This window comes from Flavobacterium sp. (assembly GCF_027533505.1).
Taxonomy (GTDB): Bacteria; Bacteroidota; Bacteroidia; order Flavobacteriales; family Flavobacteriaceae; genus Flavobacterium.
The window spans coordinates 33,666-46,208 of sequence record NZ_JAPZUB010000009.1 but is presented as its reverse complement, the minus strand read 5'-3'; the positions used below and the strand labels follow the sequence as shown (position 1 = coordinate 46,208).

Genomic DNA, 12,543 nt, shown 5'->3' with positions numbered 1-12,543 from the left:
AAATCTTTTGAAGGTTTTAAAACAAGAATTTTAGCAAAAATAACAGCATTAACTTTGGTTCAGTATATCAATAAATTTATCTTTAATAGACCAATAAATAAAATCAAAAATCAATTAATTTAATTTCACCCAACGGGTTATAACTAGATTTTTTTTATCGGGGAAGTTTTGGTTTAGTTTCATAGTTTTGAGGCCTTATTGATGCAGTATGAGTAAAACATTTAATTTTTATTGTGACGAGAGTTGTCATCTAGAGCGAGGGGATGAGCGATTCATGTTAATTTCGTACATAAGTTGTGCTTATAATCAGGTGAAAATTCATAATGATTTTATTCGCCAAATTAAGCGAAAACATTTCCTAAAAGGGGAGTTGAAGTGGACCTCTTTATCCAAGAGTCAGTATCCTTTGTATTCAGAGATCGTGGACTATTTTTTTGCTACAGATTTGCAATTTAGGGCTATTATTATTGATAAATCTACCATCAAAAACCACATCTTTGAACAAAATCATGAAGATTTTTATTATAAGATGTATTATCAGCTTTTAAATAAAAAGATACAGCAAGAAAACAAATACAACATTTACATCGATGTTAAAGATACCCATAGTGGAGAAACCGCCAAAAAGCTCAAGTCCTATTTAAATAGACAATATCTCAATGTAAACAACTTGCAACCTATTCAGTCTTATGAGAGTGAATTGATGCAAATTGCCGATGTATTAATGGGAGCATTGTCCTATCATTTAAGAGGAATGAATAGGGTTATTGCCAAGAATAAATTAATAGAGAAGATTCAAAGACATAGTAATGTGCCATTGAATACAACTAGTCCCTTGTATCAAGAGAAGTTTAATTTATTTTTTATTGATTTAAAGTAATTTTTATGCCTATTAATGCGATAAAAGTTTATGATTCATTTCTAGAGTTACTCCATTTAAATCAGGGGCAGCGGATGGAATCTTTGCGTCAAATTTTCACAAGAGATATAAGTGAGAATGCTAATTTTCAATTCCTCGGGAAATTGGTTCGCCCCGTTAAAGGTATTGATGGAGAGTATGATGTTGAGGCTACATTTTCTCATTGCATTACCCAAGATGATTATGATGAAAAGGGTAAAAAGATAGGAAGTAGATCTTTCGATTATGAAAGAGCAAGACGATTACACTGGATAAAGTATCATTTTATTCATGCACAAACTTTAGGGTTGCGAGTTTTTAGCTATGAGGATAAAATCAATGGCAGGAAAACTATTCGTACCTACTTATTAAATTTAGAGAAACAGTATGTAGTTATTTTAGATCCTTTTAGAAAAGGGAAGGACTATTATTTAATTACAGCTTATTATCTAAATACAAAAGCAGGAAAGAAACAGATGCGCGATAAGTTTAAAAGAAAATTAGAGCATTTGTATTAAAACGCAAAACTCGATATACATCTTGGCATATCGAGCTTCGAAACTCTTCCTTTTATAATAAGGTCTTCCTATATTGGAAAGTTGAGTGCAGCAAATATAGAATGTTTCAAATTTACATGCAAACATTTGTTCATGTTTATCAACATTATTTGCATTTATTAACAATTCTTGTCTTGTTTTAGGTGCAATATCTATGCCAGTTTGTTTTGTAGTCTTATTTAAAAATGCATTAGTATAATGCATTTTCAAGATGCAAAATGCAAGGATAAGATGCTGTAATTGGTACTTTGTATTCGATTTAAGGGATATCAGGACATTTTGATTGCCCGAAAGATTGCCAAAGTATATCAAAGATTGGTTTTAATAATGTTTTAGGATTTGATTCATAGTTTGGAAACAAAATAAAAGGGAAGATAATTTCATTTTTACTGAATCTACCCATTATGCGTCTATCATTATCCATAATGGTGTCTTTTACATTATGAAGACTAAAAGAAACAAAAAAAGGAGCTTCGATTTTAACCTGATTTAATATTTCAATTCCTTCACTTATGCAACGAATGACTTCTTGAATTAAATCAAATCCATTAAAACCAACTTGATCGTTGTGTCTGGTTGGATAAAAAAGTTCGGAAGAGAAAATCTCATACGATCCATTTCTTAGTAATTGATTATAGGAAACGATACTTCGGTTAAAATCCTCGGAACTGTAAACGGCAAATCCATCAAGGTTGTACATGTAGTTCCAACCTCTTGCATGAATTGGACGCATTTTAGTGGTAAATCTCTCGGCAAGTATTGAGAAATCAACCAGTTGATTTTCTAAAAAATTTATGGGAATAATGTGGATAAGTATAGCATGTTGAACATGAAGATTTGGGATACAATTCTGTGAGAGTACATTTTGGATTCGCTCCATTCTGAATTTCTCTGCTTTTTGGATTAGCATCTGATTTTGCATAAACATGGCATTTAATTCATAAACATCTACGGCATATTTTCCACTATTGCGTCTTTTAAAAAATTTATTACTTTGATTAAAGGTGACCATTGTTGGCAATCCAATGCATTTAGGAATGCCAAGCACAAGAATCATTTTTTCTTCTATTGAGATAATTTGAATGACTAAATGATTTATGCTTGGTTCGGTGTTGTTTTTGACAATATCTTCAATTTGTTGTATTAGCTTATCGGTGTTTTCGATTTGAATTCCTGATATTTTTTGCGGTTTTCCAGTGTTTTGAGAATTAGAATCTTTTTCTTCTTCGATTCCATAAATAATACAGCCTCCATCGGTATTGTACATGGCAGAAATATCAAAAAGGAATTCTTTTTTATCAGCATCTTTGGCAAAATGAAGTTCCTTTTTGTACTCTAAAGTTTTTTGTTCTGGCACTTGATTCTCGATTAGCCTTTGAATATCATTATCAGTTAATTTGTCAGCTCGAACTCCTAAAACATACATGGTTTAATTATTTAAATTTCAAAATTTATAGAGAAGTTAATGGTTTAAATCGCTCTTAAAATTACTTTCCCTTTTTCCCTTTTTTTAATGATTAGCGCTAAAAAAGGGGTAATGGTATAGGATTGTTTCTCACCTTTGGTGACTTTATAGGTGAGTATAATATTGCCTGATTTGTTTTTTTGTAATCCAACCACTGATAGGGTTGTTGCTTGATTTGTTGGGGAAAGAATAATTGCAATTACATTCTCAGAGTTGAAATCAATTTTGGTAGGAAGCCCATCTTCTCCCATTACTGCGGCCATTGCGAAATAAGTATCGAAAGTCGTTTGAGACTCTATTTTTGGGTTAAATAGTTTTGGAGCAGTATTTTTAACAAAGTAGTTTTTGGCAATGCTAAAAGGGATATTATGACTTGAATTTTTTGCTTTGTCTTGGGATTTTATGGAGTGATTTAATTTGTTGTTTGCTGTTATAAAGGAACATGAAATAAGAAAAGCGAGTGCTAGGAAAGGAGTAAAAAATAGTGTTTTATAATCTAAGGTTTGAAAAAATGATTTCATAGTTTTTATCTTAAAAGTTATTGTGTTCTTTTTCTTTAATCAGGGGTCATTAAAAAATCAACTAAATTCATTAACCTGTAAGGGTAGAAATAATTCTTGATCAGTTTCTTGTAACTGATTCGATACTTTGGCATTCACATTTACAAGATATACCCTGTCTGCAAATTGTATTAATTGCCTACTCTTAGGGTCTCTTATTGCAAGTTTTTCTATTGCCTCTAGTGGGAGTTTACTTTTTAATTGTTCGAACTGTTTTTGGCCAAAGTCAAAGGTAGCAATGTAGATTTGGCTTTCAATTTCTATTCCTGCTGACATAGAAAACATATTAGGGTCGAGTTGACCCAAATGAAATATGGGCACTTTATGAAATAATAAGCTTTTGAACTGGTCAAAGCCTAATCGTTTTAAATGTAGACCAAAATCTTTTTTCAGTACAACTTCTGTATTATTAAAAATCTTTTCAGGGCTTAGAAATTCTTTAAGTTGTGACCAATATCCTGGTATTGCCCGAGTTGGAAAATGCAGAACAGGCTCGGGTTTGCTTACATTGTAAAGTGTAAAATACACGCCATTGCATAGAGCGAAATAGTTCACCCGAACCTCACTATGCATTGCGTAGGAGTAGCCTTGTTCGACGGCCTTAGAATTTATTGTAGATTCTGAAGGGGATTTGGCATCTAGAATCCATGCAGGTTTACTATTTACCTCGAAAAGATAATCGGGAGTGATGTATATTTTTTTGCGTTGAGAACCAATCGATACAAAGGGGTGAGTGAGGTTTCTGCTTCGAATAATTTGGAAGGGTTTACTGGCTGAATACCCTAAGTTTTTAATGATAGGGACTATTATTTCTTCTCTAACAGAATCTTCTTTAAAGTCAGGGTGATTTAATAAATCAAAATCAAAATGATCTAAAACATTGTATAGGGGTGCAGAATTCATATTTGGCCAATAAAAAAAGTTGGTTTGTTTTGGGTCGAAGTATACTTTAATTCTTGACAAATAAAGTTGAACAACGAATACTCAAATGTAATCAATTACGGTTTAGTTTTTAATCTGTTATGGGTTGTTTTTGATAAGTAACGGATTAATTGATTGTGAATGTGATTTTGATAATCGTGTAATTTTTTACTGAAGAACTCACCTTGTTTTGCGAAATATGAAAATTCAGGTATGGATTTTTATTAAGAATTAGGACTAGGTATGTGTTTTTTAAATGTAACTCTCTTTTAATTAGTAGATTACAAAAAATATTTTTTCAAAATCTCAAATAAATACGTACATTTACGCTAAACTACATTGTAATGAACCTTTGTATTACATATAGCTTTCTATCTAATTTTGATGGTACTTCATCATTAAAAAAGCTATTGTCGTTCATTGCCTACAAGATTTATCTAAAAAGTTTTCATTAAGCGTTAAGTTATTTCACTCTTTATAGGGTGGGGTATTCACGCGCAATTGAGTGTCCATTTTAAGTCCGTTTGGATTTAAGGTTTAAAATCAAGTTTAATTTTAAAACATTAAAAATCACCTAGGATAATTGTATCTAGTAACTTCATTTTCTTTGAATAATAGTAGGAGAGAATCCAGACGCAGGAGTTAAATAAGTGTGTATTAAAAAAACAGTTAAGAAGAGTTACTGTGAAACACTCTTTAATTAAAAATTTTCAAAACATGACAATTTTCAAATTAATGCCCTTTGGGCAAATGAAAGGTTTGAATCCAATTAGGGGTTCAAGTATTAAAAAAATTATGGATAAAATACTATGGCTAAAAAACCTAATTTTAGGAAAAGAAAAGGTTCCTATAATAGGAACCTTTGGAGTTTTTTACAGTCCAAAAACGGGCTGATTTTGATCTCAATAATTCTTACTGTTGCTATTTTCTTTTTGTCGAGCGAAAAACAACGTACTGAATTATTGTATTTTCTTCGAGACATAATCATTTGGGTAATATCTCCATTGATTTATTATCGTTCTCAAAGAAAAAAGCAGTAAATAGATTCCCAACGGAGATTCTTCGTTGGGTTTCTTTTTACATTTATTTTTGTAAAATTCAAGTTCAAATTTAAATTGTATAAATACTATAAAATTGAGTGCTCGCGAATGTATATTTTATTTTTTAAATACACAAGTAATAATAACGATAAGCGATGCTAAGAGTTTCATGGCTAGTTTAGTAGCGCAGTTTTAAAGTTCATCGCGTGACGATGTTAATCTTAAGAAGATAGATTATGTTATAATCCATGAACAATCAATTTTAAGAAAACTAAATACTGTAATTGTATCTATAAAATTATTGCTTATTTGTTTAGAAAACAAATTTTTAACACACCATTTTGTAGTGTTTTAATCTTCTCCTGATCCTTTACAAGCATTGCAACTACCCTCTGAATGACAAGTATAGCATTTTGTAAATCCCAAACCATCACAGCTTGTGCAGGTATTATCGAGTTCTTGACCAATAATATTCGTACTGGGTCCAAAGACCCCTTTTCCTTCACACTTCCAACAAATGGCTGTTCCCCTTGCATTACAGTCCTTGCAAATTCCACGACCATTGCATTGGGAACATTTTTTATGTGGGGATGTAGTATTGGAGTAGGCGCTATAAGACCCTGTATAATTAGATGAGGCCGTGTAGTTGTTCTGTGTGGGTAAGGCATTGGTTGATTTGTTTTGATCGACAGGGGGAGCTGATTCTGAGTGAACCAACTTATAAATCCCATAGGCAACTAGACCTATAGTTGCAAGTCCTAATAATGAATTCTCCGAAGTGTTTACTTTTGGAAACGATCCATAAGCCTTTTGTCCTTTTTGATCATAAAAAAAACCTTGTGTGGTTATTTTAGAATCGATGATTTTACCTACAAATTTTCTTCCATCACTCCATTGATAGGTTCCTTCAGCATTAAGGAAAATGCTGCCATTAAAATTGCAGGAATAAATCGTATCTGCGTTGGGGTAATGGATCGTTGCACAGCCAAAAGGCTCATTATTTAGAAAGCTACCTGATATTTGTATGCCGTTCTCAAGATACTTTACTCCTGAGACTAAACCGCAATACGAGTAATAATCAAGGGGGAAGGATGTATCGAGCTCACTTGCAAACTCGGGTCGGAAGGTTCCTTTACTACTTAATTTGGAATTGATAAAGCAGGTGCCGGTAAAAGTTTTAAAATTATCCGCTAAAATTCCTTTGTAAATAAGGCTAGTTTTATTTTGCGAATCGGTACTAGTGAAGCAGTAACTGAATTCTTTAGTTTGATAATTCAAATCTACCTCTACCCAGAAGTAATCACAGGAGTAAATACGATTGGATTTTATTAGATTTCCTTTTGAGAAAAGGTCATATCGAACAATATGGGTATTCTGTTGTTTTTTTTCTGATTTGCTCCACCCAATTCTATAGCCATTAGAGAAGGTTACGGCTTCACTTAAGATGTCTTTTTTGGTTTTTGCATCATAGGTCATAAGCATTCCTTTTCCATCAAGTAGATTATCTTTGACCCCTCCAAACCATAAGTAGTAATAATCCTGTTTGTCCTCTTCACAATCAGCCATGTCTAATTCCACATCATAGAAATAGGCATTTTTGTGGTTCACGGTTTTAATCTTGCAAAAAGATTGTCCCGAGTTATAGTTAAAGAATAGTAACGAAAAATAAATCCACGGTGATTTTATAAAATCTAACATGCTCTTCTTTATTGATTTAAAACGGAGAGATAGGCTTTGTAAGCTGCTTTTTCAGTCCAAAGAATTTCATTTGATTTTTTGTAGAGTTCATTTTTGTTATCATACATCATCGCATAGGACTTTGAATTCTTCAAGTCTAAAACATATACATCATAGCAGCATCCTCTTGAGAATTCGGGTTTAAAGAAGCTATTATCCTCTGGGTTGTATCCTACAATGAATTCGAATAAATTTTGATTGGATTTTTCTAGATTAAAGTAATTGTAGACTTGATCAATATCCTTTTTAGGAAAAATGTTGTCTCCGAGTATTGCCTTCCAGAACCCGTCTAATTGATTTGAGCGAATGTAAACATTCAAGGTGTTTTCTTTAAATCCGGGCACCATAATTATTTTATAGGATTCGTGTTGGGCCAAGAAGAATCGATCGGCATTGGAGCCAGTACCGTTTTGATAGGTTTCAAAGGCGGTTTTTCCAAGAAAGTTTTTTACAAATAACCCAATGTATTTACAAGTTTGGTCATTGCAGTTTTGAGGTTCTATTTTTTGATACTGCCCAAAACTTAAAGCAGAATAAAACAGGAAAAATGGAAGTAGGTTTTTTAATCTCATGGTACTAATATTTTAAATTACTAGACACAAGCTTAATACAATTGCTGGAAAGTTCTAAAGTAAAGGCAGGGTAATTTTTAAACCCTCAATATTCCCAAACCAACTGACAAATAGGGATATTTAATTCAATTGATTGAAGGCTAAAATTAAATAGAAAAAGAAATAAATGCCGATTACTATTTGCAATGATAGAATTGTCTACATGTGTTTATTTCAACTGTATTTAAAGTAAGTTGCTTATTAAAAAAGTACTGATTCAGTAGGGTTTATTTTATTTGCATTTTATCTACATACATATCCATGATGTTGTTTGGTAGTGATTTAAGATAAATTTGAGTTGTGGTCAAACTACTATGGCCAAGCATTTGAGAAATCGCACTTAAGGGGATATTATTTAATAGTGCTTCAGTTGCAAAACTGTGACGTGAAACATAGGAGGTCAATTTGGAATTTATTTTGCATTTATCAGCAATTTTATCAAGATTAGAGTTATAGGTTTTTCTTGCCCATTCAACATCTTTATATTGATCTTGTAATTTTTTTCTTTTAATAATAGGGAAAACAAAGTCGTTTTCTTTTTTGTCTTTAATGTAATGTTCTAGGATTTGCATCAATTGATTTGAAATGGCAAAATCATATATTTTGGAAGTTTTTAACCTTCTGTATCTCACTCTTCCGTTTTCAATATTGGATAATTTCAAAAACGCCATATCAATAAAGGACATGCCACACATAAGATAGGATGCTAGAAAGTAGTTTCTTGTATTAAACAAATTGTCATCATTCTTCACTTCTAGTTTTAATATCTTTTTCACATCTTTTCCATCTAATGCTCTTTTTTCAGTAGGAGTAGTTTTGATTTTATATTTATCAAATGGGTAATATTTTTTATCAATTAATTCAGAGTTGATTGCCTTATTGAATATAGCCCGAATTGTCCTCATGTAAACAGCAAGTCCATTGTAAGTATTGCCTTTAGATAAATGATAATTTTCAAATCGAGAAAGGAAGTCAAAGTTGATTTCTTCGAAGGTTAAATCTTTACTTGAATGAAAACCTTTGAGAACACCTAATAAAGTTTTGTAAGCTTTTTCATTACCAAATCGCTCTGTCTCTACAAATTCTAGAATTAGTTTCTCAGTAAATGAAAAAAATGAATGTGATAGATTTCCTTTTGTAAGAATATTTTTTATTTGTGTTATACTCATAAATTTGAGTTTATCTTCCTCTTTGAGTTGATTGATAATGTCAATTGCTTTAACTTTCTGTTTATTTAAATAGTTGTTGAGGCGAGTAACAGAGGATGTTCCCGTGAAGGATTTACGAATCATTTTCTTGTCAAAGTCCCAGTCTTTCTCTAAAACTGAAATCCCTGTAGAATAAGAAGTTGAACGGTTAAAGTGACTAATGCGAATAATAACTGGAAAAGTGCCGTCTTTCTTTGCCCTTCTCATATCAAGAGTAAGGACTAATGAGGTGTTCATGAGTGAAATTGTTTTTAATCTAAGATAGGAAAAATTAGCCTAAAAAACCACTAAAAGAGAAGGTTAATTTTGTATAATTTGCACATAATTTGCAAGTATTTATTGGTTCAAATTAATCAGAAACAATTCAATTTGATATAGTAACATTTTGACAAACAAACAGATAAAATCATTTTTCATCAATCTAAAATAATAAATCAATGCCTCATAATCAGGTGGTCCTTGGTTCGAGCCCAAGTGGGACCACAACAAAGCCTTGCCTTTTCTGCAAGGCTTTTTTTTATAGTGTTTTGGGCGAGTTCCGAAGTCTCGGAATGACCCCTAGAGGGACGATTCGGGGAAGTAGATTAGATATTTCTGCCAATTGCTTGATTCTTTAAAGTTGACGTACGGGTCCTTATTTTTCCTTACAGCAGATGAAGAGCAACAATGAAGTAGTATTTCACCATGGAAACGTCGATTTAACGATTACTTTTCATCATTATGGAGCGATTGTTTGCTTTTTTTTGACGCTTGACCCCTTTTATCTTTTCGTTGTCGATATTTTTTGCGGTAGTCTATCATTTAATTTTTTTTTGCAGAAGAGAAACCAAAACACTTTTTTTTTCGTTAATACCGATGAAGCGATAGAAAGGTTACGATATTGTGAAATGTTTTGCAACTCACTCAAAATATGAAGTAAAAAATTTTGACAAAGCGTTTTTTTTTATACTTTTACGCCCTATGAAAATCGACCCAACGAAAGTAATTTTAATCACTCTAGCGATTTTGTGCGGTCCTATGACCTTTGCAGCACCGAGTCCACCGGCCCCAATTCCACCGCCACCACCGGGTCTTCCTGTGGATGAAGGTTTGGTTTTTTTGGCACTTTCGTCTATGGTATATGTAGGATACAAGTTAACCCGATATAAAAAAGCTTCAAGATAGTACTTGAAGCTTTTCTTTTTTATTGAAATGATTTTTTGGGCCTATTTTCCTATTTCGTAGAGTCTTGCCACATATTTTCCGATCACATCAAACTCCAAATTGACAGGGGTACCTATAGTAAAGGTATGAAAATTCGTATGTTCGTAGGTGTAAGGGATAATGGCGACACTAAAAGCATTTTTTTGCGAATCAACCACGGTCAAACTGGTGCCATTAACGGTAATCGATCCTTTTTCGATAGTCACGTTGTGGGTTTGCGCGTCATATTCAAAGGTAAAATACCAACTTCCTTCGGCTTCGCGGATGGCCACACAAGTGCCTATTTGATCCACATGCCCTTGCACAATATGTCCGTCCAAACGATCGCCCAATTTCATGGCGCGTTCTAAGTTCAATTTATCACCCACGTTCCATTGCCCTACATTGGTTTTCAAAAGGGTTTCCTTAATGGCAGTAACCGTGTATTGATTGCCTTCGATGGCAACGACGGTTAAACATACCCCGTTGTGGGCTACACTTTGGTCAATTTTTAGTTCGGAAGTAAGTTCGGAAGCCACCGTAATATGCAAGTTTTCTTGCTCTTTTACAAGTGCAGTTATGGTTCCTAGGGTTTCTATAATGCCTGTAAACATTTGTCGTTTTTATTTTCTAAATTTGCCCTTCAAAAGTACGCATTTAAATCGACTTCATTTGCCCATGAAAAAAGCGGAGAATATAATACTTGGAATTGCTGTTGGAGATCTAAACGGCATTGGTTGTGAAGTGATTTTAAAAACCTTTGAGGACACACGTATGTTGGAGTTGTGTACGCCCGTTTTGTTTGCTAATGTTAAAGTGATTTCTTTTATCAAAAAAAGCATGCAGTCGGAATTGCCGCTTCATGGTATAGACCGTCTAGATCAATTGATTGTTGGGAAAGTGAATGTGCTCAACGTCTGGAAGGAATCGGTGGATATTCAGTTTGGACAATTGAATGATCAAGTAGGAAGTTATGCCATTAAATCGTTTGTTGCCGCTACAGAAGCGTTAAAAAATGATGCTATCGATGCGTTGGTGACGGCACCTATTAATAAGTATTCGATACAATCAGAAGAGTTTTCATTTCCTGGGCATACCGACTATCTCGACCAACAATTAGAAGGCAATGCCTTGATGTTGATGGTTCACGACCGATTGCGAGTAGGTTTGTTAACCGATCATGTTCCTGTCAATGAGGTTTCGCAACACTTAACGCGTGAACGGGTTCATCAAAAAATACGAACGGTATATCAAACTTTAAAACAAGATTTTCGAATCAATCGTCCTAAAATCGCGGTTCTTGGATTGAATCCACATGCCGGTGATAATGGCGTTATTGGTAAAGAAGATCAAGAGATATTAAAACCCGAAATACAAAAATTGTTTGACCAAGGTATTTTGGTGTTTGGGCCTTATTCTGCCGACGGATTCTTTGGGTCGGGACAGCATGAAAAGTTTGATGCCGTCATCGCCTCCTACCACGACCAAGGATTAATTCCGTTTAAAACGCTTTCTTTTGGTTCGGGAGTGAATTACACGGCGGGCTTGCATAAAATTCGCACTTCACCCGACCACGGAACGGCCTTTGAAATTGCAGGAAAAAATCAAGCCGATGCGACTTCTTTCAAAGAAGCAGTATACCTTGCACTTGATATTTACAAGGCCCGTCATGAATACAAGGAATGGTCCAAAAACCCCTTAAAAATTAAAGAAAAACAGTTGGAATCAAAAAAAGGGCATTAAGGCTTTTGATTTTGATATAAATTTATATCTTTGCACTCCCAAAGTTGAGGCTTGCAGTTAGGCAAATTGGTGAAACGATGAAAGTTACAAATGAATTTTTAATTCCTTTTACAGGATTAAAATTGGGAAAACACCAATTTGACTATCAAATTAGCCAGAAGTTCTTTGAATCGTATGCATATTGCGATTTTGAAAATTGTGCGGTAGACGTAAAAGTGGTTTTAGACAAAAAATCTACGTTTATGGAATTGTCACTCAAACATAAAGGAACTGTTTTTGTTCCTTGCGATGTCACCGGTGAGCAATTCGATTTGCCAATCAAAGGTGCTATTAAGGTGGTTGTTAAATTTGGAGACGAATTTAACAATGAAAATGAGGAACTTCTCATATTGCCCCACGGAGAACACCAAATTGATATTACGCAATATGTCTATGAGTTGATTGTGTTGTCGGTTCCCCAAAAAAGGGTTCATCCCGGCGTAAAAGACGGATCACTCAAAAACGAAGCCCTAGAAAAACTGTCTGTTACTTCGGTGAAAACTAAAGAAACAACACAAAAAGAAGAAAATATAGATCCCCGTTGGGATAAATTAAAACAACTATTAACGGATAAATAATATA

Annotated in this window: 13 protein-coding genes and 1 pseudogene; 7 read left to right on the top strand and 7 right to left on the bottom strand. The window is 33.5% G+C overall.

The features are described from left to right. The 3 genes and pseudogenes from O9316_RS02960 to O9316_RS02950 all read left to right on the top strand — a co-directional run. A pseudogene (locus O9316_RS02960) lies at positions 1-123 on the top strand (IS982 family transposase); the annotation flags it as partial. Positions 124-208: 85 nt separating this feature from the next. Next, positions 209-880 carry a DUF3800 domain-containing protein gene (locus O9316_RS02955; RefSeq protein WP_298346963.1) on the top strand — a complete coding sequence of 224 codons (672 nt, stop codon included), beginning with the start codon at positions 209-211 and terminating at the stop codon, positions 878-880. 5 nt (positions 881-885) lie between these two features. Beyond that, positions 886-1,416, top strand: a complete 531-nt coding sequence (locus O9316_RS02950; protein ID WP_298346960.1) for a hypothetical protein — start codon at positions 886-888, stop codon at positions 1,414-1,416. A gap of 298 nt (positions 1,417-1,714) precedes the next feature. Here O9316_RS02950 and O9316_RS02945 read toward each other — a convergent pair whose 3' ends face one another. The 3 genes from O9316_RS02945 to O9316_RS02935 are packed head-to-tail and all read right to left on the bottom strand — an operon-like array spanning position 1,715 to position 4,383. Then, positions 1,715-2,881 carry a helix-turn-helix domain-containing protein gene (locus tag O9316_RS02945; protein WP_298346956.1) on the bottom strand — a complete coding sequence of 389 codons (1,167 nt, stop codon included), beginning with the start codon at positions 2,879-2,881 and terminating at the stop codon, positions 1,715-1,717. Between the two features lie 44 nt (positions 2,882-2,925). Further along, the gene (locus O9316_RS02940; RefSeq protein ID WP_298346953.1) at positions 2,926-3,441 is read right to left on the bottom strand and encodes a hypothetical protein; all 516 of its coding nucleotides are present in this window, start codon (positions 3,439-3,441) and stop codon (positions 2,926-2,928) included. Between the two features lie 57 nt (positions 3,442-3,498). Continuing rightward, entirely contained in the window at positions 3,499-4,383 is an 885-nt protein-coding gene (locus O9316_RS02935; protein ID WP_298346950.1) for a type I restriction enzyme HsdR N-terminal domain-containing protein, read from the bottom strand. Between the two features lie 735 nt (positions 4,384-5,118). Between O9316_RS02935 and O9316_RS02930 the strand changes: the two genes are divergently transcribed. Continuing rightward, the gene (locus O9316_RS02930) at positions 5,119-5,295 is read left to right on the top strand and encodes a hypothetical protein (protein WP_298346947.1); all 177 of its coding nucleotides are present in this window, start codon (positions 5,119-5,121) and stop codon (positions 5,293-5,295) included. Between the two features lie 497 nt (positions 5,296-5,792). Here the strand turns inward: O9316_RS02930 and O9316_RS02925 are convergent, their stop codons facing one another. The 3 genes from O9316_RS02925 to O9316_RS02915 all read right to left on the bottom strand — a co-directional run bounded on the left by O9316_RS02925 (position 5,793) and on the right by O9316_RS02915 (position 9,234). Further along, positions 5,793-7,049 carry a hypothetical protein gene (locus O9316_RS02925; protein ID WP_298205076.1) on the bottom strand — a complete coding sequence of 419 codons (1,257 nt, stop codon included), beginning with the start codon at positions 7,047-7,049 and terminating at the stop codon, positions 5,793-5,795. A 98-nt stretch (positions 7,050-7,147) separates the two neighbouring features. Beyond that, positions 7,148-7,750 (bottom strand): hypothetical protein, encoded by a 603-nt coding sequence (locus O9316_RS02920; protein ID WP_298205075.1) that lies wholly within the window; start codon positions 7,748-7,750, stop codon positions 7,148-7,150. A 266-nt stretch (positions 7,751-8,016) separates the two neighbouring features. Beyond that, the gene (locus tag O9316_RS02915) at positions 8,017-9,234 is read right to left on the bottom strand and encodes a site-specific integrase (protein ID WP_298205074.1); all 1,218 of its coding nucleotides are present in this window, start codon (positions 9,232-9,234) and stop codon (positions 8,017-8,019) included. 723 nt (positions 9,235-9,957) lie between these two features. Here O9316_RS02915 and O9316_RS02910 point away from each other — a divergent pair. After that, complete coding sequence (locus O9316_RS02910; protein ID WP_298205073.1) at positions 9,958-10,161, top strand: hypothetical protein; 204 nt, start codon at positions 9,958-9,960, stop codon at positions 10,159-10,161. A 41-nt stretch (positions 10,162-10,202) separates the two neighbouring features. On the opposite strand, the gene O9316_RS02905 is transcribed toward O9316_RS02910, so the two are convergent. Beyond that, entirely contained in the window at positions 10,203-10,793 is a 591-nt protein-coding gene (locus O9316_RS02905; RefSeq protein WP_298205072.1) for a riboflavin synthase, read from the bottom strand. 64 nt (positions 10,794-10,857) lie between these two features. Here O9316_RS02905 and pdxA point away from each other — a divergent pair, with 64 nt between their 5' ends. Together pdxA and O9316_RS02895 are read left to right on the top strand one after the other, a co-directional pair. Further along, complete coding sequence (gene pdxA / locus O9316_RS02900) at positions 10,858-11,922, top strand: 4-hydroxythreonine-4-phosphate dehydrogenase PdxA (protein ID WP_298205071.1); 1,065 nt, start codon at positions 10,858-10,860, stop codon at positions 11,920-11,922. 77 nt (positions 11,923-11,999) lie between these two features. Further along, on the top strand, positions 12,000-12,539 hold the full coding sequence (locus tag O9316_RS02895; protein WP_298205070.1) for a DUF177 domain-containing protein: 540 nt from the start codon (positions 12,000-12,002) through the stop codon (positions 12,537-12,539). Positions 12,540-12,543: the final 4 nt, after the last annotated feature.